Here is a 24363-nt window from a genome sequence, read left to right on the forward strand (position 1 = left end):
TGAATACAATATGGGAACTGTAATGAAATTATATAGATATACATCCGAAAGTGAGATTACACCATCAATCCTTATTGAGAGGAATGTACAAGTTACAATTGAACCAGGGAAAGTTCTATATGCTCCGCTGGATGTAGGTTGTAACAAATACGATATTCGTACGATTCAAGTTACAAATGATTCAAACGTTGAAGCGATGTTATTTATGTACGATCAAAAAGAGAATGGGAATCAGATTTATAAAAGCTTATCAGAAAAAAGAACATATGATATTTTGGCTATTCCTTGTGAGGATAAAGATCATACAAACAAGGTACATCTTTATATAGAAAATAGGGGCGTAGCAAACTCTACTTTTAATGTTTCTATGAAAGCAATACGTTTAAATTAAGGAGGAACATATAAAATGACAAATAAAATTTGTAAGTTACACAGACTAGAACGAAGAGAAGTCTTTATGAAGATTATTGATGAAATGAAAAAGTCTGGATGGCAGCAATTAAATGCTGACAAACCGGATAAGAATAATATTTTTGTTATGTTTTCTACAGGTAATGATGGAACCAAAAACAATTATATTGAGCTGCGTCCTAATGACTCAACCTCTAAAAACGACCAACTATCGAGCGCAAATGATATAAGGGATCCAAAAGGGAATCGTGCAGATGGGAGTTATAGACTGATTAGAGGTTACAATAAAGATACTAATAATGGGACCGGAGAAGAATCATGGTTTCCGTTAGTATTTCATCATGGAAAAGTACATAATTCGAGCGGAATAACTACTTTAGGTTATGAAAAATATATGGTTGATCTATATCTATACGTTGATAAGGATACAGTCATTTATTGTGTATATGCAAATGATGATGAAATCCCATCCGAAAAAGGAAAAACAACAATTGGTTTTCTAGGAATACCTGACGAATTATATCAACCGGAATTATTTACACCTTATTCCTATCCTTTTAGTGTTTTATTAAGCGCTGGAGCCTATTCCCAACAAACTGCACAAGTAACTAATAAAAGCAAATTTGCTACACCATCACCAGTGTCTCGTTCAGTTTCAACATTCTTTTGGGATAAGGTGTTTTTAAGAGCTCCTTCAAATGAGGGGAAAATAGTTTTCACACCGCTATATTTGGGTGATTCGACAGATGGGTTCAGAGGGAAATATGATGGTTTTTACATATATAAAGGGAGTGGTTATATTTACGGTGATATTGTAGAAGTCCCAGAGAATAATGAAATTCAAAAATATAAATTATTTTATACGTATGCTCCATCTGTAAGCGGACAATACAATTCATTTGCTGAATATGCTATAGCTTTACGCATCGAGTAAGAAGGAGGTAAGTATATGACAGTACTTCAAAGTATAATCATATCTCCAACAAATCTATACCGTACGGGAACACGCGAAATTAATACACATCAGGGTATAATCATATCTCCAACAACGCTATATCATGATGGAACACGCGAAATCAATACACATCGTCAAGGGGCTATTGTTAATCCAATCGATTTTTCACATACAGGTGTTAGGCAACTCCTAACACATCGAGGTGGTATTTTAAATCCCGATGATTGGATACGAACAGGTATTAGGCAGATTTCCACCCGTCAAGGTGTTATGCACAATTTATCTCAAAGTAAGAAAGGAACTACTGAAAAAGAAGTAATGAAGCCACCACGAACTGAACCACTAGAGTATGCGTGGAAGAAAATGAATATGTAAATCTTTTATACAATAGCGTGCCAAAGCAGGCTTTTTTATTTTGCTTTGAAATGTAAAAAGGGGGGTGAAAGTTTGGAACGAATTCATGAGCTTGTAAAAACATTAAATGTACTTGATGTTATTAATACCACCCAATTTAAAGTTGCTTCTGTAATTAGTGGCGGATTGGGAACTATATTTAATTTTTTATATGGTAAATCTAATTTAATTTGGATTATCATTTTGGTATGGGTAGTTGTATTAGATTGGATAACTGGTAGTAAGGCTTCAAAATTAGATGGTACGTATTCATCACAATATGGAATTGAGGGCATTGCACGAACTGTGGTGCTCTTTTTATTACCTTCTTTAGCGCATTTATTTGATATTGCGTTTAAACTACCAGAGTTTTTCTATTTTATGGTAACGGGTGGTTTAATTTATCATATTTTTAATAGCTTTACAGCCAATTGTGTACGGATTGGCTGGGATAGATGGATTCCTACTTGGTTGTTAGAAAGTGTATCTTCTGAAATTGAAGCGAAAATTAGAAGATCAAACTCTAGAAAAGAAAAAAATTAAATATAGACAAATATAAAAAATGATAGCAAAAGGAGCAGTCTCAATTGAGGTGCTCTTTTTGTTTATCGAGATTTTATTTCAGTTATTCAACAGGAAGCATGCGCAGCATTATTTGTGTGGATGCTTTTTATTACACAAAAAAGAATGAACAGCGTGAAGCGCAGTACCAAGCTGTTATTCAAAAGAACCAGGAAGTTATTGAAGAATAGGGAAAAGCCCTTGGATCTATTTCTAAAGACGTAACAGAAATTAAATAAAAACTATTTGAAGGAGATGTTCAGTAATGGGACACATTGTAGATATTTCAAAATGGAATGGAAGTATTAATTGGGATGTAGCAGCAGCGCAATTAGATTTAGTAATTGCTAGGGTACAATATGGTTCAAATCTAGTAGATCATTTGTATAATGAGCATGTAGCCAAATCAGAACAATACGGTATTCCACATGCTGCATATGCTTATGGATGTTTCGTATCAGTAGCAGATGCAATTGTGGAAGCTAAGGATTTCTTAGCAAGGGTAAATCCTAATGCTAAATTCCTTGTATTAGATGTGGAAGATGACACAGTAAAGTCAATGAAAAGCAAAGGAAACCTTAGTGATTTAGCTAAAGCATCACAAGCTTTTATTGATACATGTAAAGCTGCAGGTTGGAAAGTAGGATTTTATGTAGCACACCATATGTACGGTGACTATAATTTACAAAGTGTACAAGCTGACTTTATTTGGTTACCACGATACGGAACAAATGATGGTAGTCCACAGAAGAAACCATCCTATACTTGTGACATTTGGCAATATACCGATAATGGTTATATTGATGGTATTGGAAAAGTGGATATTAATTTATTGCAAGGTGACAAAACGCTAGATTGGTTTACCGGAGAGAAACAATCTGTTGCTAATGGCGGTTATCAATATGTTAAATCTGGTGGTTTTGGTATTTCATTGGTTCAAGAAGCTCTAAATGCTATGAATGAGCGTGGAACTAAAGGACAAGTTATTTCTAATCCATTAACTGGTTTAGCATACTTGCAAACCGAAGTGTTACCAAATGGTGAGCTTGATAAGATTACAGCTTGGATGGACGAAAGAAACTGGTGGTACGAGTATTTGAAATAAAACAAAAGCCGTCCTGGTGGGCGGCTTTTTTTATTTCTATGTAATTAAATATAGAACGTACAACTTTTATAGAGATGCCTCCCGTTTATATCACGCATTCATAAGTAATTCTTTTAGTTCTTTTGTGGATATTTCCATTTCTGTGCACTTCTTGTTGTGGATATCAAAACAAAGACGTTAAAAATCTAAACCTACGTAAATGGGACTGTCCTTCTTGCCTTACACATCATAATAGGGATATTAATGCAAGTATCAATCTAAAGATTGAATTTTCTTAATAATTAGTATAAATTTTATAAAAATGTTATATAATCCCATGGAATAAAATGTATGATATATTTTAATTGTAATATATAAAATTAAGAGGAGGAATTATAATGGGTAAATTCAGAAAAATAATGGGTGTTGCGTTAGTAAGTGGGATGGTAATTAGTGGATTGGGGGGGATTGGTACAACTCAAGCCAATGCCGATGAAATGAGAGCGCATTCATATGTGAAGGCGCTCCAAGCGGAACCGATTAAAAAAGGAATTGGTGGCCGATCAATCTTAAATAGTACAGGCTCAGTTTTAACTACAAAAGTAACATTACCAGAAATCAAAAATAATAATGGAACACTTAAAGCGAAAGGTGGTGAACTTTATATTTATTCTGGTTTTTCTGGTCCGGTGGAATCAGATATTGGATTTTTGTATAGTGAAACATATAATGTTTGGAAACCTTATATGAAAGTAGGCGGCAATAAAGAACCCATTTATATTGAGGGGAAAGATGAGTTTACGAACTTGAATGGCTTTAAACCAGGAACTGAAGTCCAACTTACGATTTATAAGAACTTAAATGGCAACACTAGGGCAACCTACTGGGGAACAAACGGAAAAGGCTATACAGGAAGGTTAATTTCTGAAATCAAGAATACTAATATTAGTAAAGTTAACAATTGGAAAGCGTTATCTACAATTGCAGTAAAAGATGATAGTCAAACGAAAAATATTAAAGTAAATACCCAATATAGAGCTACATTTAGTGATATTTTAATAGATAACAAACCTATTAATCCTATTAGTAATGCTACTGAATTTGCAAAAATCTATACAAATAATAATAAAGTATCAATTGATATTATTGAGAAAAAGTAGTTATTAAATTATTAATTAGATATTTATCTACTATATGTTGAGTTTAATCTATCCATACATACAAATTACACAGCAGTAAGGACAAAACGTACTATGTCACTGCTAATCAAGCATATGTATATGTGAGATAAGTACAATAAAAGCAGAATCCTCGCAAGGTTCTGCTTTTATTGATTGTAATTAAATCCTATTACCTCGTATAAACCCTCATATGAAATTCTCTACAAAATGATACAACTATTGATAATGCATTCCTAAATCGAGGGTTATTTATTTTAATTATGCAAAATAATATATTCTGAATAATCAATCTTTTATTTAGAAATATCAGAATTGGAGGTGGTATCCATATAAATAGAATATTCTGGTAAAATTAAATGGATATACATAATATGGGTGAGTGGGATTTATATGTCGGTAATTATGGGTAGCGAACAAGTTACAAAGTTATTGAATAATTGGTATGTTGAAATTCGTTCAAGAAACATTTCTAAAGCGCACCGTATGAAAGAGCAAATTGATAGCCTGATTCAAGAATTAAAAGAGGATGAATGGGATTCATTAGAAGCTAAGAAGTTACTACTATATTATTCTCTTCTCGAGTTTCGATATGGTTATTTAGTGGATAATGTAAGCTTATCTGAACAAAGCTTTGAAAAGATAGAGTCTTTTGAAATGCCAGAGGATGAGCTTTTATCTTATTATTATTATTTTTTTAAAGCTATTCATAGGAGTGTAACAGGTAAATATAATGAAGCGAGCGAATATTTTGATAAGGCAGAAGTTTTTTTTGAGAATATATCTGATGAATTGGAAAAGGCTGAATTCTATTACAAATTAGGTTCGTTTTATTATGATATATTTCATGGACTTTTAGCAATTAAGTATGTTAGTAAGGAACAAGAGATTTACCGTAAATTTAATGGATGTGAAACAAACATTGCTTTTTGTGAAAACCTATTAGGTTTGGCCTGTACCCATTTAAAGGAGTGGGGACTAGCTGAAGAACATTTTGCAGCCGCAATGAATCAATTTCAAAAGATTGATGAAGACTATTATATTTTAATGGTTAGACACAACTTTGGTCTATTATATGCAAGTCAAAATCTTTCTGAATTAGCAATTCGTTATCTCTCTGAAGTGGTTGAGAAGAAGCCTAAACATTATAAAGCTATCTTTGTTAAAGCGAAGGAGCATTATAAACTTAAGGAACATGAAATAGCAAGAGAACTTATTGAAAAAGGATTGGAAATCTGTAATGAATTGAAACTTGAGGAATATCAGCATCGTTTTATGATTTTAGAAGCGCTGAATGGAGATGCTCCTGCTGAAAAGTTTGAAAAAGTAGTATTAGAAGGAGTTAAGTATTTTGAGAGAGAAGAGTTATACATGTACATGCAAGGGTCTATGGAAGAGTTAGCGATTAAGTTTTATCAAGAAGATAATCACTCTAATGCTAGTAAGTATTTTTATTTAAGTACACAGGCGAGAAAAAAAGCAGTTGATAAGGAGGCTTTGAAATGAAAAAAACAATGACTATTTTAATGGGAATGATAACGATATTAACTTTAACTTTGGGCGTACAAACATCTGTAGAAAAACAGCATAATACGGAGTTTACAAGATTTGCAGATGGAGATCATCACTAATAGTACTTTGTTATAATTTAATTGTAATGAGTTTGGAAAATAAAAAGGTTGTAGTTTCAATGAAACTACAACCTTTTGTTTTTTGTATAATTTTCACACGGGAGAGATACTGGATGGAAATAGAGAAGTTTTAGTAGATTTGTTTTATTTTGAAATTAGTTTGAACGAAGGGGATAATTTGCTAAATACACTATGTTGTTCATTTCCTTCTTGATTCATACTTGCTTGATAAGTTGAAAATCCTTTATACGTTTTTCTTTTCCATTGCCATAAGCCATTATTTTGATCGAATTCACCATAGTAATGATTGTAATCAAGTTTGTTTCCGGTGTTTTTATTAAAATTATTGCTAATAAAAATAGGGCTATTGCTTGCATAGATGTGGTTATTGGTAATTACGTTGTTGCGAGTATCGTAATTTAATTCGATTTGCCCACTCTCTTGATCTCTTGTGTCATTTTTATAAATAATGTTATTTGTAATTGTGTTATTTTCGGCATAACCTTGCTGACTGTCATATCCACCAAGTGCAATGCCACTCATAATATTGTTAGATATTGTATTATCTCTAACTGTAATTTGACTTGCACTTTTTCCCGCATGTTCGCTAGCTACTTCAATACCGAGGTCGTTTTCATAGCTCTGATTTTGCTCAATAATAATTTCCTTCCCACCATCCACGTAAATACCATCAGCTGAATATTCATTATAACTAGTATTATTGAAAGATGAATTGTGATGAACGATATTGTTACGAACAATTCCGTTTCGTGCTTGATCTAAAGCAGCTACTGGAGATACGCCTTCATGTCCAATCAGAACAATTCCGATGTTGTTGTTATCATGTACTTTGTTATCGGTAACTTCAAAGGAATCTACATTCCCATTCACAGCAATTGCTTCACTTAGTCCTAATTTTAAATTTGCTACTTCGTTATTATCAATGACAATATGATTTAAATTATTTTGTGCATTAGATGAAGTACCATAGACAGCAATCCCGTGTGCGTTTCCATTCTTTACATTTGCTTCAATGTGATGGATATAATTATTTCTAATCTCGATATTACTCCCTGTTCCGGTAATATAAATACCGATAGGGGTTTCGCTAACTTTCGTTGATTTTAAATTGCGAAATTCTAACCCGTTTACCTGAATATAATTTTTATCTTCTATGGTAAATAATCCGTCATCCTCTAACTTGACTTTAGAACCATCGAGAATTACCTTTTCATTCTGGTAATTTTGAAAAGTAATCGGTGCTCCTGAGGCTCCAGAATGAGTTACACGTACCTTTTGGTTATAAACTCCGCCTCTTATGTAGATTGTGCTTCCTTCTGTGGCGATGTTAGCAGCCTTTTGAATGGTAGCGAAAGGCTGATTTAATGTGCCGGAGTTGAGGTCACTTCCTGCCGGAGATACATAGTAATCTGTTCCAGATGTAACATTGTTATTGGATTGTGCAAAAGTTGGTGCTGGAAGTGCAAGAATTAATATAATGAAAGAGAGTATTAAGATAAAACAGGTTTTTTTTAACGATGGAAATATTGTTTGATATTTCATTATTATTTTCCTCCTTTTTTATGCATTCCTTCTCAACTATATAGTTAAAACTGACGATTTATATCTTGTTTCAGTAAAAAATTTAACTTGATTAGGACAAAGTCAATCACGTTCCAGAATCGATAAAATCTATATAAAGTTACATTGCTTACGAGAGAGACGTAATGTTTTGAATAGAGTCTCGATGTTTAAAAAAATTGCGATGTTTTGTTCCTTGGGATCTGTTTACCTAAAGGGATGTTTTTATAGTGAAAAGAAGATCTGAACTAAAAGATCGATTAAGGAAATGTTGAGTAGCAATAAAGTTATATCATTTTTAGAATCAGTTCCTTCTTTCTGAGAAAAAACTTCGTCACTATATTATCTAAATTAATTTGGTTGTATTCTCCAGTTCGAACAAACTATAAAAAATAGTTGTAATTCAATTTAAATTGAAAGATAGATAAAAAACATCATCTTTTCTAGTTAAATTTTAGAAATAAAAACTTTTTTACACTTGGGGGAGTAAAAACCCTTAAGTTGATAGGAATGTATAGTGACTACCTTGTATGTTATTGAAGGATAGTACTCTATATGAGTATGCAATTGTACATATTCATATAAAGTACATAATACATAAAATCCCATAAAGTTATAGTGAAAACATTTTTTTGTATGATATTTATTAAGATTTAATGATATCGACAAATTTTATGTTTAATTATAGTAGTAAAATTATTTCACTTCATGAAGTTATAATAGTATGAAAACTTTTTAAGTATAATTAGAAAAAAATAAAAAATTTAATGTCAGAAAAATCAAATATAAGATGTGCAATTTTCTAGTTTACTTATGAAAAGCATAGTGATTAAAATGGGGGGGAAGTAAGGACCTTATATTCTATCAAAAATAAATAAAAAACGAGATGCAATTACTCTTTTGAAAAAACTTCTATCCTCAAGTGTGTGTGAAGAAATTCTAACGTTAGGTTGTACAACATTTACGACTAAAACTTGTAAAAAAACAATAGTGAAGAGGTGTAAGGAATGAAGAATAAAATTATGACAGGATTTTTAATAACATCAATTGTTACCGGGGCGACTATTCCTATCAATACTCTAGCAACGCCAATCGTTCAGGCAGAAACAAAACAAGATAATGTAGATATTTCCTCAGCATTACGAAAAATAGGTGCACACTCCAAGTTAACACAAACCTTTATTGATGGAGCTTTAGCAAGTCCGAATGTACAGCTTGAAGAAGTTCCATCTTTAAATACAAACCAATTTCTAATTAAACAAGATATGAAAGAGTGGTCATCCGAACTTTATCCTAAATTAATTCTATTAAATTCAAAAAGTAAAGGATTTGTAACTAAATTTAATAGTTATTATCCAACATTAAAAGGATTTGTAGATAATAAGGAAGATAAAGAAGGGTTTACAGATAGACTGGAAGTCCTTCAAGATATGACCATAACAAACCAAGAAAGTGTGCAACGTCAAATTAATGAGTTAACAGATCTAAAAATACAGGTAGATAAGAAGTTGAAAAATCTTGATACTGATGTGGTAAAAGCACAAAGTGTCCTTAATTCAGAGGGAACAGGAAAAATAGATAAGTTAAAAAATGAAATGCTAGATACAAAAAAATCAATTCAAAATGATTTACAGCAAATAGCATTATTACCAGGAGCTTTAAATGAACAAGGACTAAAGGTATTCCAAGAAATTTATAGTCTATCGAAAGATATTATTGAACCAGCTGCTCAAACAGCAGTAGTAGCGTATAACAAAGGAAAAGAAATAAACAATGCCATTGTAGACGCAGAGAAGAAAGCAGAGCAAGAAGCAAAAGAAAAGGGAAAATCGGCTATAGAAATTGAGGCTGCCAAAAAAGAAGCACGTGAAACGATAGAGAAAAGTAAAAAAGGTGAAATCGCTGCAGCTGCAGTTACAAAAACGAAAGAGTATGATCTTATGAAAGTGATTGATCCTGAAAAAGTAAAAAAAACATATAATACTTTTGCTGAAATTAATAAACTAACGGCGGAGCAACGAGCATATTTAAATGATTTAGAGAAACAAAATCAGAAATTATATGACTTAACAACTAAATTAACAGTAGCAGATTTACAAAAATCAATGATTCTTTTCATGCAAAATGACTTGCATACATTTGCTAACCAAGTAGATGGAGAAATTGAGCTAATGAAGCGTTACAAAGAGGATTTGGATCTAATAAATAATAGTATTACAAAATTATCGACTGAAGTTGATATCAATAACACTCAGTCTCAAAAAGATACATTAAGACGATTAAAAAGTGTAACAACTCAACTTGAAGAACAAGTTTATAAATTTTGATATTAAGAAATTAGGTTTATCAAAAGAATTATAACGAAACGGAAAATAAGGAGGAGAATCAAATGATGAAAATTCCATTTAAGGTCATAACCTTAGCTACTTTAGCAACGGTTATAACTGCTACAAATGGTAGTACTATTCATGCACTTGCACAAGAACAGACAGCTCAAGAACAGAAAATAGAAAATTATGCGTTAGGACCTGAAGGATTAAAGAAAGCGTTGGCTGAAACAGGCTCTCATATTCTTGTAATGGATTTGTACGCAAAAACTATGATTAAGCAACCAAATGTAAATTTATCCAACATTGATCTAGGTTCAGGAGGAGGAGAATTAATCAAAAATATTCACCTGAATCAGGAACTGTCACGAATCAATGCAAATTACTGGTTAGATACAGCGAAGCCAAACATTCAAAAAACAGCACGTAATATTGTAAATTATGATGAGCAATTTCAAAATTATTACGACACATTAGTAGATACTGTAAAAAAGAAAGATAAGGTGAGCCTCAAAGAAGGAATAGGGGATTTAATCGATACAATTCATACAAATTCAAATGAAGTTACGGAAGTCATTAAGATGTTAGAGGCTTTCAAAACAAAGTTGTATACAAATACTGTAGATTTTAAAAATAATGTTGGTGGTCCAGATGGACAGGGAGGATTGACGGCTATATTAGCGGGAAAACAAGCACTAGTCCCACAACTTCAGGCCGAAATTGAGAATTTACGTTCTACACAGAAATCACATTTTGATAATGTATTAGCCTGGTCAATTGGTGGTGGATTAGGAGCAGCTATTTTAATTATTGGAACGATTGCAGGAGCGGTAGTAATTGTTGTGACTGGTGGTACAGCTACACCAGCTGTTGTTGGTGGTCTTACAGCTCTAGGAGCCGCTGGTATCGGTTTAGGAACAGCAGCTGGTGTTGAGGCATCTAATCATATGAATTCTTATAATGAAATTTCGAATAAAATCGGAGAATTAAGTATGAAAGCTGATTTGGCTAATCAAGCGGTTATTTCACTTACTAATACGAAAGACACTCTAACATATTTGTATCAGACAGTGGATCAAGCAATAATGTCTCTAACAAGTATTCAGCAACAATGGAATAAAATGGGGGCTAATTATAAAGATTTATATGATAATATCGATCAAATGCAAGAACATAAACTTTCGTTAATACCTGACGATTTAAAAGCTGCAAAACAAAGTTGGAATGATATTCATAAGGATGCAGAATTCATTTCAAAAGACATTGCTTTTAAACAAGAAAAAGGAAACTAGAAATTAATATATATTCTTAGGAGGAATTAAAGTGAATAATAATTTTCCTTATAAACTACTTGCTGTATCGACGTTTTTAACCCTGACAACAACTACTGTAGTTTCTCCAGTAGCTGCTTTTGCAAGTGAAAGTAAAATAGAACAAACGAGTACGGAAGATATATCTCTTTCTGTAAACAGCGAAAAAATGAAAAAAGCTTTGCAAGATGCTGGGGTATTTGCAAAATCCATGAATGATTACTCTTATTTGTTAATTAATAATCCAGATGTTAATTTTGAAGGAATTGATATTAAAGGATATACAAATCTACCTAGTCAAATTGTACAAGATCAAAAGAATGCAAGAGAGCATGCTACAAAATGGGATGCGCACATAAAAAAACAACTTTTAGATACCCTTACAGGAATTGTAGAGTATGATACCACATTTGACAATTATTACGATACATTAGTAGAAGCAATTAATGAAGGAGATGCAGATACATTAAAAGAAGGCATTACAGATTTACAAGGTGAGATTAAAAAAAATCAAGCATATACACAGAATTTAATACAAGAACTAGCTAAGTTAAGAGATAGTATTGGAGAAGATGTCCGAGCATTTGGAGGTCATAAAGATATCTTGCAATCGATTTTAAAAAATCAAGCATCTGGAATAGATGAAGATGAAAAACGTCTAAATGATGTTTTAGAGCAAATAAGACATTTTAAACAAGTAGAATCGGATGGAATAATAACTGTATCATATCCCTCAATCCCTACATGGATTGCTGGAGGTGTAATGATAGGGGTAGCAAGAAATAATTTAGGTACGTTAGAGCCGTTATTAGCGCAATTACGCCAAACGGTAGACTATAAAATAACATTAAATCGTGTAGTTGGAGTTGCGTATAATAATATTGCTGAAATGCAAAATGCAATTGGATCAGCTATTAATGCTCTCACCTATATGTCAGCACAATGGCATGATTTAGATTCTCAATATTCTGGAGTACTTAATCATATTGATAAAGCATCCCAAAAAGCAGATCAAAATAAATTTAAATTCTTAAAACCTAATCTGAATGCAGCCAAAGACAGCTGGAAAACATTAAGAGCAGATGCGTTTACATTAAAAGAAGGAATAAAAACATTAAAAATGGATCCTGTTTCTTCAAAAAAATAAGGAAGTATGGTTTTATTGTTAAGTTTTCTAAAAGATAGAGACTTAAAAAACATACTGTTAAATAATTTAATGATTCGTTATATACAAAAAGGTGGAGTTCTATTAAGGACTCCACCTTTTTTGATGATATGCTTCTAATGAGCTAAAACTTTTTGTTCATTTATTTACAAGAAGGTGGGATTATGGTGTATGTCATTCCATACGACAGATTCGCTAGAGACGATTTCAGTTATTTCTTAGCAAAGAATTACGAGGAAATTGGTTTAATGCGTTTTGGTGATGATAATGAGGAGTTGGATTTAAGATGTGGTGAATCTTTATAACCTTATTATAGTAAGCGCTTACAATAATAACGATACATTTTTGTATGCAATATTGCATATTTATACATTAGACCTCTATTATTCATTTTTTAATGGTACTATAGCGAGGTGAGAGTCTTTAAGGGTTCTCCTTGATAGGAGGAAATATGGAAAGAGTGCAAGCGATTTACAGTAATCAAAAATTTAAGAGTTGGGTTAAACAGGTATTAGCTGTAGGAGGAGTAATAGGTTGCTGCTATTTGGTGTTATATGCTTTCTGTTTCTTAGTTATTATATAAATATTATACAACTAAACTAGTAGAGTCTTGCCGAGAGAGGTAAGGCTCTTTTATTGTAACCTGAAGATGGGCAAACAATATACAATATTTCTTAGGTTTGTCAGATTACTTTTTACGGTGCCATGTTTCTCTATATTCTAGAACATTAATTCCTATTATTGAGAGTTAATAAGCTTCTATTTAAAGTTACCATTTATATTGAAAACAGAAGTTTATTGATAAAAAATATGTTTTTACTAGATACATATTAAAAAGACAAGCATAAATTATATTAGATTTTAGCAAAATTTTTTTGCATTGGAAAAGGATTTAAATCTTACTTATAAATTTGATTCCTTTTTACATAACATAATCCTTATATTACTACGTAAATATAATACAGTAATAATGATTTAAAAGCAAGAATTTTAGTAGCGGTACGTTCACACATCCATTAACTTAAGAGATTTCTTCAGGTAAGATAATAAGTAATCTATCAAAAGCGCCTTTAAACAATTTATTTATAAGATCATGTAAATTGAAATCAATGTAAAAATTATGCATTTTTGTAAAAGACATTCATTGACACTTGTGTATATAAGTAACTATACTCGTTACATCAAATTGAATGCGTGTTAATACGATTTCATTATTATTACAAACATGTAAATATAAAAATAGAAAATCTCAATTTGATAAATACAATGGTAGAGGTGTTTATTTTAATGAAGCACAAATTAATTGCAACAGGTATCCTTGCAGGAGCTATACTATCTTATTCTTCTAATATTTTAGCAGATACTCATAAATTCCCTGATGTTCCTACATGGGCGGACAAATCGGTTAATTATTTAGTGGATAAACAGGTATTGAATGGTTATCCAGATGGGACTTTTGGTTCAAATGACTCATTAGACAGAGCTTCGGCTACAAAAATTATGACAAAAGTTTTAGGTATACAAATTGATCCTAATGCAAAACCATCTTTTACAGATTCACAAAATCACTGGGCTACTCCTTATATTGCTGCTGCTGAAAAATCCGGTATTGTTAAAGGGGAAGGTAATGGAATCTTCAATCCATCCGGAAAAGTAACTCGCGCTGCTATGGCTACAATGCTAGTAAATGCATATAAACTACAAAGCACAGCGAATCATAATGAGCAGGTTAGATTTGAAGATTTAAAAGGGCATTGGGGAGAAAAATATGCCAATATTTTAATAGATTTAAAAGTTTCTAATGGTACTGAGAACGGTTGGCAACCAAATAGATTTATAACACGTGCTGAAGCTGCTCAACTTACTGCAAAAACAGATATGTTACAACAAAATTTAAACGATGAAAAAGAGGTTATTACTGCTACCTCATATGAAGATTTAAATTTAACATTGGCTTCGAAAATTACAGCTCAAGAGATTGATAGTTTTATTGCGAAATATCATTCGGATAGTCCTTTAGTTGGACATGGGCAAGATTTTATTAGTGCGCAAAATCAATATGGCGTGAGTGCTCATTATTTAGCAGCGCATGCGATTTTAGAATCTGGGTACGGAAAATCAGAAATTGCATATCAAAAACATAATCTATTCGGTCTACGTGCATATGATGGAGATCCGTTTAAATATGCGAAATATTTACCAAGCTACGGCGATAGCATTGCTTATAACGCTAATTATGTACGAGAAAGATATTTAGAAGAAAGTGGTATGTATTATAACGGCCCAACATTAACTGGCATGAATGTGAAATATGCATCAGATAAAGGCTGGACTAAGAAAATTGCGGGTATTATGGAACGTATTAAACCGTTTCATGTAGAAGATTATACATATGCAAAAAAATTACCAAAGAATCCTGAAACATTAGATGTCGACGCGTTATCTAATGAAATTCCATATAAAATGTATGCAGACGGTTCAAGCTCAAATGTTGTATCATCAGCTACTTACTATCAGGTACCTTATCCATTTAATTTAAAAATTAAAAGTAGACCAGATGTAGCTGTCGAGGAGAATGAAGTTGGTACAGTAACTCCTGGAACAACCATCTTTATTTATCGTGAAGATCCGAATGGATGGGTAGAATTCTCTTTTGAAGCTAATGGAGAAAAATATTGGACATTAAAAAATAAATTAAGTATGTAATTAAAAAGATCTATTTCACTAGTTTTAATCTCATATAATTGAGAGACAAGTTTTTTACTTTCTTAAAATAAAGTTATGTATACAATAAAAGTTAGAGAATTATTTTCTCTAACTTTTATTCGCTAGTATTTGAAATTAAAAAGATGGTGGAGTTACTCCAAATATAACAGTGACTTTGTTTAAAGAAGTGTTTTCCCACTTATGCTTTGCATAAGGTGGAATTTTAACACTATCACCTGTATTGAGAAGTAAAACCTCATCATTTAGATATAGTTTCACTTTTCCTTCCATAATAAATGCTATTTCTTCCCCTTTATGTGCTACAGGCTCCATAGATGAAGCAGTTTGAGGTAACAGATTCATTAGAGCCAATTCTAGTGATCCATCTAAATTAGGAGATAATAGCTCATACGAAACATTGCCGCTTTCAGGAAAAGTTATTTTTTTCCTTTGGTTAGCTCGTACAACTAATTCTTCTGTATTGGTATCCTCTAAGAAAAAATTAAACAATGGAATATTTAATGCTACAGAAATTAATTTTAGTGTTTGTAATGAAGGGTTTGTGATTCCTTTTTCAATCTGACTTAACATGGAAGGTGTTATATCAGCTAACTCTGCTAAACGCTTACTGGTTAATCCGGCACCTTTTCTAAATGCCCTAATTTTGTGACCAACATTAATATCGTTCATATATGTAATCCCCTTTAAATAAGTAAATAAAATTAAAATGTTATTAATTTTATTTACTTATACTTAATAAATTGTTAATATATACTTAATTATAATAAATTATGATTAATTTTAAAATATCATATGTACATATGGCAGCAGCTGCGAAAAAGTGGGAAAAAGATTTACTTAGAAACAAAGGGGCTACTATTTTTGAATATACAGCGGGCTATAGTAAAGCGGTAGAAGAAAGAATACAAGTTAATAAGAATCAAATGTGCTATTTGATTGAGTTTCGTTCAGTTTGAAAATTATGGTATGGGAGCATATACATGTAAATTTCGCTGGGCCTACTCATTCTTCATATATGCTATTAGGTATGATGACCTGATTATATGATGGGATTTCCAGACAAGATTTTTAATGAAAAGAATTTTAATAAGTAAAGGACAACTTAAGAGTAAACATCAATGCGGTATTGTAAAATTTTTAAGGAAGTGAAAATAGTATGAAATTAGCTTTAAATAGTATTATGATCTCCTTGATTTTTGCAGTAGGAGGGATCCTTTCGCTTTTGTTTAATTTAATGGGGAATCAAGATTGGATCTGGAATTGGGTAGGGCTATTACTGGCATATCTATCTTTGGGCATTTTAATCGGTTTATATAATAAAACTGTGGATCACAAAACATTTCCTAAAATACTAAAAAGAACTTTGTTTATTTCCTTTAATGCTACTATATTAGGGATAATAATAGGGGTAACATACCAACTATTAGGAAAGTGGAATCTTACTATAATGATGTATTATTGGTTAATAATTTTAATACTACATTTAATTACTATAATAACATTAGTCATCCTAGTATTCGAAAACCGTAATAGTAAAAATTACAGCTTACTATATAGTTTTATTATACTTTTAAACATTGTCCTTACCTTAGGACCAGTATTATTTCCAGTAGTTCTAACTATTATAGGAAATGCCATGAACGCTAGTGCAGGGCACTAATTTTCACCTATATAGATTATGAAAATGATTAGTCCAAAATTGAGATTGGTTAAGTTAAAAAACTTAATAAGCTATTAGGATAATAAAACTAAACAATATAAAGTGGAATGATTTGATAGAAAGAAGATTATAATATGAAAATTAAGCTTAAGAAAAAAAGAATTATAAGTGTATTGTTGGCTATTACATTAGTAGCAATAGGGTATTACATGTTTCAATCTATTACGAATCCTAAGCTGGTAAATGCGGAAGAGGCAAATAGTGTTCAACAAGTGAGCAGTCTACCTAAAAATGAATTAAAAAAATCGATACCTAATCGTTTTGATGGTAAAGAAAGAAAAGTTGTATATTTAACTTTTGATGATGGACCAGGAAAATATACAGCTAATCTATTAGATGTATTAAAGAAAAATGATGTGAAAGCAACATTCTTTTTAATTGGCGATAATGTGAGAAGGTTCCCAGATTTAGTGAAACGAGAGCATGTAGAAAACCATTATGTGGGAATGCATAGTATGACACATGATTTTAAAAAGCTATACACCAATCAGGAATATGTTAAGGAAATGAAAGAAGATCAATCATTAATTAGAAATGTTATTGGAAACATACCAAAATTAACACGTCCACCATATGGATCAATGCCTGGCTTAAATGAATCACTTCGAAATGAAGTGGTCGGAAATAATTTAAAAATATGGGATTGGACAATTGATTCTCTAGATTGGAAATACAATAAATTACCTGTGGATGTAGCGGCCGCAAAAATTGTTCAAAATGTCTTAGCAGGTGCGACGTCTTCAAAAGAAATTGTTTTAATGCATGATATTCATCCACAATCTGTCGCAGCAGTTCCAGCAATTATAAAAGGATTAAAAGAAAAAGGGTATGAATTTGAAGCTTATGATGAGAATAATCATTTTCCAATAAACTTCTGGCATGATAATCGTATATAAAAAGATATGCATGAGTTAAAAGAAAATTAGAATGGAATAAGCAATTCATATGGGGGCTAAATATTTATAAGAGCGTGTTTAGATAGATGAAAACACGCTCTTTTTACTGGACTATTTTTTCATTCATTTCTACATAAGCGTTGGATATTTCGTATGTTTGTCTAGAGTGAAAAGAACTCATAAAAAACCGCTATTATTCATGTACTTCTTCATATATTTGCACCGCACTTATTTTTTGTATGTGGTTAAAATTAGTTTGTAAGAAGCATATGTTTTAGCAACTGCAAAAATTCTTTATCACTTTTATCATCTTTCATATAATCCTGTTCATAGTTAAAAATCATTCGCACTAACATAAAAGCTGTTAGCGGTAATGGTATCTTATGAAAAGTCCCTTGCTGATAACCTTTTTCAAGCAAATTACTTATCATTTTAATTGCTTCTTCTTCAGATTGTTTAAAACAAGTTGTAATTTCAGGTGAATGGTACTCTTTATATTCTTGAAAGAGTGTAGAAACAAACGGATCTTGATGATATTCTAGGCTGATATAATGAAGGATTTTTTGTATTCGTAGTAAAACATCCTTTTCCTCTTTATTTAAATCAAATAATTGTGAGCGTTTAAGTTGAATATGACGCATATAGCAGTCACATAAAATTTGAGTTTTATCTGTATAGTAATAATAAATAGTTCCTTTACCAACTTTAGCTTTCTTTGCAATTTCATCAACCGTTGTGTTACGGACACCACGCGTAGAGAACAGTATTGTGGCAGATTGAATGATTTTCATTTTTTTATTTTCTTTTTCTAATTTTATCATCGTCTACACCCTATCCTTGAAATATTTAGCGAAGTTTTCTTTCATTACATTCTCTATCAGTCTATTTGTCATTTATTAACGCCTAATAGAAAGTCCTCTAGTTGCTTCTTATAGAATAACACACATCATTCCTATATCTAGTATATAACCATAATAGAATACGATTTTACATCTTAAGAATAGAAATGAGAGTATGAAATCATAAGTTATTAATTGGACGATGAGAATTCAAGTGAAAGGAAATGGCGATCTCCTCATCGGTTGAATAATTTGATTTTTTACTCAATTCGTTTTATTATATAAACATGACTAAAAGATGCTTTTAGTCGGATTTTTTTACGTAAAACCGACTGATATTGGATTTTAGTCGGTTTCTATACTATTTGAGAGAAGGTAGACACTATGTGTGGAATTGCAGGGTGGATAGACTGGTCTAAAGACCTGTCTCATGAACAAGAAACGTTAAAAAAAATGACAGATGCTATCATTCACCGAGGACCTGACGCAGAGGGGCATTGGTTTTCAAAACGAGCGGCATTAGGTCATCGACGTCTCATCGTCATTGATCCTGAAGGTGGCCTTCAACCTATGCTGTATAAAGATGGAAATGATACGATTGGCCTTACGTTCAATGGAGAAATTTATAACTATCAAGAATTACGTAAAGAACTTGAGGAGAAAGGTCATGAATTTCAGACCAAGTCAGATACGGAGGTATTACTACACGCTTACTTAGAATGGCAAGAAGATTGTGTTCAACACTTAAATGGGATATTTGCTTTTGGTATTTGGGATGAAAGATTTGGGAAATTGATGCTTGGTCGTGACCATCTAGGCGTGAAGCCTTTATTTTTCGCTCAAAGGGGAAGCGCAATTCTCTTTGGTTCAGAGTTAAAAGTTTTACTTTCGCATCCACTTGTAGATGCTGAGGTAGATAAAGAAGGACTTTCTGAAATATTCTGCCTTGGACCAACACGTACTCCTGGTCATGCTATTTTCAAGGATATACATGAAGTGCGTGCTGGCCATTATATGACGTTTACCTCTAATGGATCGACTACGACACAGTATTGGAAACTTGAAAGTAAAAAACATGTAGATGATATTGATACAACAGTCGAGACAATCCGCTCCATTTTACAAGATACGGTTAAACGTCAGTTAATTGCTGATAAACCAGTGGTATCTATGCTTTCCGGAGGTTTAGATTCCAGTGGTTTAACAGGTTTAGCAGGAAATGAATTTGGGAATAAAGGGGAACGCCTTCATACATATTCCCTGAATTTCATCAATGATGAAAAAGACTTTGAGCAAGACTTCCTTCGTTTTGATCGTGATGAACCTTGGGTGAAACGTGTGGCTGAATATGTAGGAACAAAGCATCATTCTATAGAGTTAGGATCAGATAGTTTAATAGAGTATTTATTAACTCCAATGCGAGCGCGTGATCTACCTGGAGTTGGAGAACTAGAAACGTCTCTTTATTTGCTATTTAAAGAAATGAAAAAAGATGCAACAGTTGCACTTTCAGGCGAGTCCGCAGATGAAGTATTCTCAGGATATCCATGGTTCCATCAAGAGAAGTTTTTAGATGCAGAGATATTCCCTTGGAGTGTTAATTTATGGTATAGTACAGAAATTTTATCAGAGGATTTTAAAGCGAAGATTAGCCCTGAAAAATATCAAAAACAAAAATTTGAAGATGCAGTTACTGAGGTTCCTTTTTTAGAAGGTGAAAGTGATCTGCAAATGAAGCAACGTCAAATGTCTTACATGTTTATTACACGTTTCTTGCCATTTATGCTGGAACGAAAAGATCGCACAAGTATGATGAATGGCTTTGAAGTACGAGTTCCATTTTGCGATTACCGGCTTGTAGAATACTTATGGAATGTTCCATTCGAAATGAAAAGCATAGACAATATTGAAAAAGGTATTTTACGTCGAGCTTTTGAAAATGTACTTCCTGAAGATGTACGTTATCGCAAAAAAAGTGCATATCCAAGCACTAAGGATGCCTCTTATCTACAAGGTATTAGTGATTGGATGTTACATGTGTTGAACAATCCTGAATCACCTATTTTGCCATTAATTAATGTAGAAAGAGTTCGTGCTATTGCAGAAGGAAAAGACGAAGTAATTTCAGGTAATGATGCACGGGGTATAATAGATTATTTACTTCAAGTTAATAGTTGGCTTCAGGAATATAATATTAAATTAGTATGGTAGATGTAATTTTCAAATAAAGAGAATAGCTGAAACATCAATGACCTAAGTGAACCGCACCTCAAATGTATTAGATAGTTATCTAATACTTGGAGATGCGGTTTTATTATTTTGGGGTAACTAGTTCTTTTAGCATAATAGCGATGTGTTAGTTCTAAAAACTCAAGAAAGCTTTAGAATACTATTATAGTTGGTCAAGAACATGAACTAGACATCTAATTATTTCAGAGGATTTCTCGATTTGCTCTGGATCAAAATTTGAAAGGTTCGCATTAAGAATATGTTTTAGTTTTTTCTCTCTTTCTAAGTGACAATTTAAACCACTAGGCGTAAGTTGGACATTGACAACTCTCCGGTCTTTATTTGAACGAACACGCTCAACGTAACCAGCCTGTTGTAATCCATTGATTAATTGAGTAATACCAGCGGCGGTAGTTTCTGCTCGATCAGCTAATTCTTTGACTGACAATTCGCCTTCTTCAGCTAATACTTTAAGGGTTCGAGCATGGACCATTGAAACTGCCCCTAATGTACGAGTAGCTCGCCCTCTTAAACGTCCATCGGCTGCAGTCAGACTATATATAGCCTGACTAAGTTCGTCTATCGCAGTTAACTTATTTGAAGAATTTGTCATAACATCACCATTTTCCCATTAACTAAGTACTTAATTATATGGTGTTAACATTAACATATGAAAAAGAGTAGAGTCAAATTAAGTGGAGACTGGCTATTCATTTTCCAAGCAATATTATATATGCTCACCTTAAATCATCAATAAAATAATAAGACGACTTGGTTTGTAGTCTTGACAAAAGTACATATTATACTTCATTATTTTAATTAAGTACTTAATTGTTAAGTACTTAATTAAAAACGTAAAGGATGATTATTATGACTCAACGTTCACAATCTCAAGGATGGGCTTTAGATATAGCCCTTGCACTTGGTGGGTTTGATGCTTTGCATCCTGAAGCAAAGGCAACTATGGAACAGTTAGGACACGACCACACTGATTTTGATAAAGTTTTTTCTCAAGTAAAGAGTGGAGCAATGATACCAAAAGCATGGGCCACGGTTGCTTCTCAGGCTCAAGAACGTGCAAAACATTATGAACAAAAGGGATTCACTGTTACTGCTCGTGATCTATATCAGCGAGCTGCTGTTATGTGGGGACGTGCACAATACTCATATTTTAATGATGATCCACGAAAATTGGCATTTCGAGAACGTTGTAACGAATGTGTGGCAGCTATTTCATCACTTGGAGGAGGAACAGTACAACGTATAGTACTAGAATTTGAAGGCAAACAGATATATGCACTACTTCATTTGCCCTCAGGTGAAGTTCAGAATGCACCAGCAGTAATATTAGGTCCAGGTATGGATATGATTAAGGAGGACTATATACAGATTGCACAACGTTATTATACGTCTCGTGGTATTGTAGCTCTATCAATTGAAGGACCGGGTCAAGGTGAATCTGTATCTGAAGGTCTAAAAGTTGATTTGACTAATTACGAACGTGCCGTTAGTTGTTATATCGATTTCCTATCAAAACGACCTGAGGTTGATTCAAAGCGTATTGGATTTTTTGGTATCAGTATGAGCGGGTATTGGGGGATGCGAGCTGCTGCGAGTGATAATCGTATAAACGCTATAGCGACTTTTGAAGGTGTATATGGTGAATTTGATACCATTTTTAACAGAGCGCAGCCGAGTTTCAAAGCAAATTTTATGTACATGTCTGGTTACACTGATGAAGTTGCTTTTGAAAACGAGTTGAGTAGCCAGATGAACCTGTGGAAATTGGCACCAAAGATTACTTGTCCAGTCTTCATGGGAATAGGAGAATTTGATGAACTTACCCGTTTGGAAGAAGCATTAAGTCTTTATGAGTTTGTAGAAGCACCAAAGGAGATACGCGTCTATGAGAATGAATTTCACCCACTTGGTGGAGTAGCTGCAGAAATTTTTCGTTTTGGTGCAGAGTGGGTGGAACTTGCACTTGAAGGAAACTTTAAAGCTAACCATGATGAGCGTTATTACATGCATCGTGATGGGGGTGTTACTGAAGGGACTGCTTTTCCAACTTATTGGCTTGGTGCCCAGCCGGCGGAAATTAAAGGACGAAAAAAGTGTAATACATTAAATGCTTGTAATAATTAACAAATTTATACGGATTAAAAAAGAAAACAACAAAAATAGTATGTAGCTTTTTTACACTATTTTTGTTGTTTTCTTCAAATTTTTAGACCCCTCATAATTAGGGACATTGATGAGGATATTCAAAGTGCGAAAGACTTCGAATTGCTGAAAAACACGGAGGAAAGTTACAGGAAATGTTAAGGGATTTATAAAGTAGGAAGACATACTATATTTTTTCTTGAGCACAACTAGCATACATATATTCTCTAGGGATCCAGACCCGAATTGTTGAGACAGACAATGACAAATCTATGTTCTGAGGAACATGATCTTCATAAAAGGCTAAGTATCATTGGATGGGATTGCAAGACAAATCAAAGTCCCTATTTTTGAATTTTTAAGTTGATGGGCATGTGGCGGTACCCCATAGCTATCAAGTTAATATTTTAAATTACCCCCATAACGAAAATTTTATATCACTACAACAGTCATTTATGAGAAGTTAGGCTATTTTATTTATTGCTATGCTGTTTTCTTGTGACACAGAGTACAATTATAGGCAACATCTAAAATATTAAAGACTTTCTTTTTTTCATAACAGTGGAACTTTCGCCGTTTTTCTGTAGGAGGATAAACAGGCGAAGCAGGATTACTTGAGTTGAAAGCTCTTGATACAATCCGATATAAGCTTCGTAAATTTCGTGGGTTTGTCCTGGTTATAGCTGGAATGAATTTGACAATTGTTACAGAAAAAAACTGACATTCTTACAAATCTGGAAAATTGATAATGGCTGTTTATGAAACTTTCAATATTTATAATTAAAGTTGGTGCTACTTCTTTATTGCATTAGATAGCAATGTAATTTATAATACGTTTAAATGATTAAATTATTAAACGGAAGGTAATGTTAGCGAAATGAACTGTAATGATAAAGTAATGCATATTTTAGAAAATTTAAGACCATGTTTCCAAGGGTTGGGAGATCCAACTCGTCAGCAAATTGTATCGCTTTTAATTGATAAAGATAGCTTGAATGTGACACAAATTGCGGAGCATATTCCCATGTCAAGACCTACTGTATCTCATCATTTGAAAATATTGAAACAATCAGGGTTACTTCGAGTTCAGAAAAAAGGCACTGAAATGTATTATTGTCTTGAATTTTATGAAACAATAAATCTTTTAAAAGAACTTGTTTCTTTAGTTGAAGATGAATGTAAGAATTAGGTAC

At 32.6% G+C, this 24363-nt stretch carries 22 protein-coding genes and 3 pseudogenes; 21 read left to right on the plus strand and 4 right to left on the minus strand.

Features of this window, described 5'->3' with window-relative positions; translation table 11 throughout:
- Positions 1-10 precede the first annotated feature (10 nt).
- The 10 genes and pseudogenes from AC241_RS29285 (at position 11) to AC241_RS34985 (ending at position 6213) form a co-directional block, all read left to right on the plus strand.
- Complete coding sequence (locus AC241_RS29285; protein ID WP_050845308.1) at positions 11-391, plus strand: DUF1998 domain-containing protein; 381 nt, start codon at positions 11-13, stop codon at positions 389-391.
- A gap of 15 nt (positions 392-406) precedes the next feature.
- Positions 407-1345, plus strand: coding sequence for a hypothetical protein (locus tag AC241_RS29290; protein ID WP_050845310.1), 939 nt, complete (start codon positions 407-409; stop codon positions 1343-1345).
- A 15-nt stretch (positions 1346-1360) separates the two neighbouring features.
- Positions 1361-1741, plus strand: a complete 381-nt coding sequence (locus tag AC241_RS29295; RefSeq protein ID WP_230690622.1) for a hypothetical protein — start codon at positions 1361-1363, stop codon at positions 1739-1741.
- Positions 1742-1813: 72 nt separating this feature from the next.
- Complete coding sequence (locus AC241_RS29300) at positions 1814-2302, plus strand: phage holin family protein (protein ID WP_050845313.1); 489 nt, start codon at positions 1814-1816, stop codon at positions 2300-2302.
- An 84-nt stretch (positions 2303-2386) separates the two neighbouring features.
- Positions 2387-2559 (plus strand): annotated as a pseudogene (locus AC241_RS35770) (BhlA/UviB family holin-like peptide).
- Between the two features lie 26 nt (positions 2560-2585).
- Complete coding sequence (locus AC241_RS29310; RefSeq protein WP_050845316.1) at positions 2586-3425, plus strand: GH25 family lysozyme; 840 nt, start codon at positions 2586-2588, stop codon at positions 3423-3425.
- A 149-nt stretch (positions 3426-3574) separates the two neighbouring features.
- Positions 3575-3703 (plus strand): annotated as a pseudogene (locus AC241_RS33755) (zinc ribbon domain-containing protein); the annotation flags it as partial.
- A gap of 99 nt (positions 3704-3802) precedes the next feature.
- A complete protein-coding gene (locus tag AC241_RS29315; RefSeq protein WP_050845318.1) occupies positions 3803-4564 on the plus strand; it encodes a YrpD family protein in 762 nt (253 codons plus the stop codon).
- A gap of 411 nt (positions 4565-4975) precedes the next feature.
- Positions 4976-6088 (plus strand): response regulator aspartate phosphatase, encoded by a 1113-nt coding sequence (locus tag AC241_RS29320; RefSeq protein ID WP_050845320.1) that lies wholly within the window; start codon positions 4976-4978, stop codon positions 6086-6088.
- Positions 6085-6213, plus strand: coding sequence for a hypothetical protein (locus AC241_RS34985; RefSeq protein WP_017657325.1), 129 nt, complete (start codon positions 6085-6087; stop codon positions 6211-6213). The genes AC241_RS29320 and AC241_RS34985 overlap by 4 nt, the downstream gene beginning before the upstream one ends.
- A gap of 144 nt (positions 6214-6357) precedes the next feature.
- Here AC241_RS34985 and AC241_RS29325 read toward each other — a convergent pair whose 3' ends face one another.
- A complete protein-coding gene (locus AC241_RS29325) occupies positions 6358-7776 on the minus strand; it encodes a right-handed parallel beta-helix repeat-containing protein (RefSeq protein ID WP_050845322.1) in 1419 nt (472 codons plus the stop codon).
- Positions 7777-8801: 1025 nt separating this feature from the next.
- Between AC241_RS29325 and hblC the strand changes: the two genes are divergently transcribed.
- The 5 genes and pseudogenes from hblC to AC241_RS29350 all read left to right on the plus strand — a co-directional run bounded on the left by hblC (position 8802) and on the right by AC241_RS29350 (position 15302).
- Positions 8802-10121 carry a hemolysin BL lytic component L2 gene (gene hblC, locus AC241_RS29330; RefSeq protein WP_050845324.1) on the plus strand — a complete coding sequence of 440 codons (1320 nt, stop codon included), beginning with the start codon at positions 8802-8804 and terminating at the stop codon, positions 10119-10121.
- Positions 10122-10183: 62 nt separating this feature from the next.
- A complete protein-coding gene (gene hblD / locus AC241_RS29335; RefSeq protein ID WP_050845326.1) occupies positions 10184-11413 on the plus strand; it encodes a hemolysin BL lytic component L1 in 1230 nt (409 codons plus the stop codon).
- A gap of 31 nt (positions 11414-11444) precedes the next feature.
- Positions 11445-12578: a hemolysin BL binding component B gene (gene hblA / locus AC241_RS29340; protein WP_050845328.1), complete on the plus strand. Its 1134-nt coding sequence runs from the start codon at positions 11445-11447 to the stop codon at positions 12576-12578.
- Positions 12579-12739: 161 nt separating this feature from the next.
- Positions 12740-12877 (plus strand): annotated as a pseudogene (locus AC241_RS34990) (DUF6094 domain-containing protein); the annotation flags it as partial.
- Between the two features lie 1006 nt (positions 12878-13883).
- Positions 13884-15302, plus strand: coding sequence for an S-layer homology domain-containing protein (locus AC241_RS29350; protein WP_050845330.1), 1419 nt, complete (start codon positions 13884-13886; stop codon positions 15300-15302).
- A gap of 135 nt (positions 15303-15437) precedes the next feature.
- Here the strand turns inward: AC241_RS29350 and AC241_RS29355 are convergent, their stop codons facing one another.
- On the minus strand, positions 15438-15992 hold the full coding sequence (locus tag AC241_RS29355) for a helix-turn-helix domain-containing protein (protein WP_050845332.1): 555 nt from the start codon (positions 15990-15992) through the stop codon (positions 15438-15440).
- Positions 15993-16123: 131 nt separating this feature from the next.
- Between AC241_RS29355 and AC241_RS29360 the strand changes: the two genes are divergently transcribed.
- From AC241_RS29360 to AC241_RS29370, 3 genes are all read left to right on the plus strand, one after another.
- Positions 16124-16279, plus strand: coding sequence for a serine dehydratase (locus tag AC241_RS29360; RefSeq protein WP_329957880.1), 156 nt, complete (start codon positions 16124-16126; stop codon positions 16277-16279).
- A 200-nt stretch (positions 16280-16479) separates the two neighbouring features.
- Positions 16480-16983 (plus strand): DUF3902 family protein, encoded by a 504-nt coding sequence (locus AC241_RS29365; RefSeq protein WP_050845336.1) that lies wholly within the window; start codon positions 16480-16482, stop codon positions 16981-16983.
- Between the two features lie 134 nt (positions 16984-17117).
- Positions 17118-17939 (plus strand): peptidoglycan-N-acetylglucosamine deacetylase, encoded by an 822-nt coding sequence (locus AC241_RS29370; RefSeq protein WP_050845338.1) that lies wholly within the window; start codon positions 17118-17120, stop codon positions 17937-17939.
- Positions 17940-18190: 251 nt separating this feature from the next.
- Here the strand turns inward: AC241_RS29370 and AC241_RS29375 are convergent, their stop codons facing one another.
- Complete coding sequence (locus tag AC241_RS29375; protein ID WP_050845341.1) at positions 18191-18760, minus strand: TetR/AcrR family transcriptional regulator; 570 nt, start codon at positions 18758-18760, stop codon at positions 18191-18193.
- 402 nt (positions 18761-19162) lie between these two features.
- Here AC241_RS29375 and asnB point away from each other — a divergent pair, with 402 nt between their 5' ends.
- Complete coding sequence (gene asnB, locus AC241_RS29380) at positions 19163-20989, plus strand: asparagine synthase (glutamine-hydrolyzing) (protein WP_050845343.1); 1827 nt, start codon at positions 19163-19165, stop codon at positions 20987-20989.
- Positions 20990-21170: 181 nt separating this feature from the next.
- Here asnB and AC241_RS29385 read toward each other — a convergent pair whose 3' ends face one another.
- Complete coding sequence (locus AC241_RS29385; protein ID WP_050845345.1) at positions 21171-21620, minus strand: MarR family winged helix-turn-helix transcriptional regulator; 450 nt, start codon at positions 21618-21620, stop codon at positions 21171-21173.
- Between the two features lie 257 nt (positions 21621-21877).
- Here AC241_RS29385 and AC241_RS29390 point away from each other — a divergent pair, with 257 nt between their 5' ends.
- Positions 21878-23152 carry an alpha/beta hydrolase gene (locus AC241_RS29390; RefSeq protein ID WP_050845347.1) on the plus strand — a complete coding sequence of 425 codons (1275 nt, stop codon included), beginning with the start codon at positions 21878-21880 and terminating at the stop codon, positions 23150-23152.
- Positions 23153-24047: 895 nt separating this feature from the next.
- Positions 24048-24359 carry an ArsR/SmtB family transcription factor gene (locus AC241_RS29400; RefSeq protein WP_050845349.1) on the plus strand — a complete coding sequence of 104 codons (312 nt, stop codon included), beginning with the start codon at positions 24048-24050 and terminating at the stop codon, positions 24357-24359.
- Positions 24360-24363 lie beyond the last annotated feature (4 nt).

Source organism: Bacillus thuringiensis (genome assembly GCF_001182785.1).
GTDB classification, from domain to species: Bacteria; Bacillota; Bacilli; order Bacillales; family Bacillaceae_G; genus Bacillus_A; species Bacillus_A thuringiensis_S.

Excerpts from the sequence above, each read along its gene's own strand:
- AC241_RS29290 (WP_050845310.1), top strand. The coding sequence starts at position 407 with ATGACAAATAAAATTTGTAAGTTACACAGACTAGAACGAAGAGAAGTC.
- AC241_RS29350 (WP_050845330.1), top strand. The coding sequence starts at position 13,884 with ATGAAGCACAAATTAATTGCAACAGGTATCCTTGCAGGAGCTATACTA.
- AC241_RS29295 (WP_230690622.1), top strand. The coding sequence starts at position 1,361 with ATGACAGTACTTCAAAGTATAATCATATCTCCAACAAATCTATACCGT.
- hblC (WP_050845324.1), top strand. The coding sequence starts at position 8,802 with ATGAAGAATAAAATTATGACAGGATTTTTAATAACATCAATTGTTACC.
- AC241_RS29365 (WP_050845336.1), top strand. The coding sequence starts at position 16,480 with ATGAAATTAGCTTTAAATAGTATTATGATCTCCTTGATTTTTGCAGTA.
- AC241_RS29320 (WP_050845320.1), top strand. The coding sequence starts at position 4,976 with ATGTCGGTAATTATGGGTAGCGAACAAGTTACAAAGTTATTGAATAAT.
- AC241_RS29360 (WP_329957880.1), top strand. The coding sequence starts at position 16,124 with ATGGCAGCAGCTGCGAAAAAGTGGGAAAAAGATTTACTTAGAAACAAA.
- AC241_RS29390 (WP_050845347.1), top strand. The coding sequence starts at position 21,878 with ATGACTCAACGTTCACAATCTCAAGGATGGGCTTTAGATATAGCCCTT.
- AC241_RS29325 (WP_050845322.1), bottom strand. The coding sequence starts at position 7,776 with ATGAAATATCAAACAATATTTCCATCGTTAAAAAAAACCTGTTTTATC.
- AC241_RS29375 (WP_050845341.1), bottom strand. The coding sequence starts at position 18,760 with ATGATAAAATTAGAAAAAGAAAATAAAAAAATGAAAATCATTCAATCT.
- AC241_RS29370 (WP_050845338.1), top strand. The coding sequence starts at position 17,118 with ATGAAAATTAAGCTTAAGAAAAAAAGAATTATAAGTGTATTGTTGGCT.
- asnB (WP_050845343.1), top strand. The coding sequence starts at position 19,163 with ATGTGTGGAATTGCAGGGTGGATAGACTGGTCTAAAGACCTGTCTCAT.
- AC241_RS29310 (WP_050845316.1), top strand. The coding sequence starts at position 2,586 with ATGGGACACATTGTAGATATTTCAAAATGGAATGGAAGTATTAATTGG.
- AC241_RS29285 (WP_050845308.1), top strand. The coding sequence starts at position 11 with ATGGGAACTGTAATGAAATTATATAGATATACATCCGAAAGTGAGATT.
- AC241_RS34985 (WP_017657325.1), top strand. The coding sequence starts at position 6,085 with ATGAAAAAAACAATGACTATTTTAATGGGAATGATAACGATATTAACT.
- AC241_RS29385 (WP_050845345.1), bottom strand. The coding sequence starts at position 21,620 with ATGACAAATTCTTCAAATAAGTTAACTGCGATAGACGAACTTAGTCAG.
- AC241_RS29315 (WP_050845318.1), top strand. The coding sequence starts at position 3,803 with ATGGGTAAATTCAGAAAAATAATGGGTGTTGCGTTAGTAAGTGGGATG.
- AC241_RS29355 (WP_050845332.1), bottom strand. The coding sequence starts at position 15,992 with ATGAACGATATTAATGTTGGTCACAAAATTAGGGCATTTAGAAAAGGT.
- AC241_RS29400 (WP_050845349.1), top strand. The coding sequence starts at position 24,048 with ATGAACTGTAATGATAAAGTAATGCATATTTTAGAAAATTTAAGACCA.
- hblD (WP_050845326.1), top strand. The coding sequence starts at position 10,184 with ATGATGAAAATTCCATTTAAGGTCATAACCTTAGCTACTTTAGCAACG.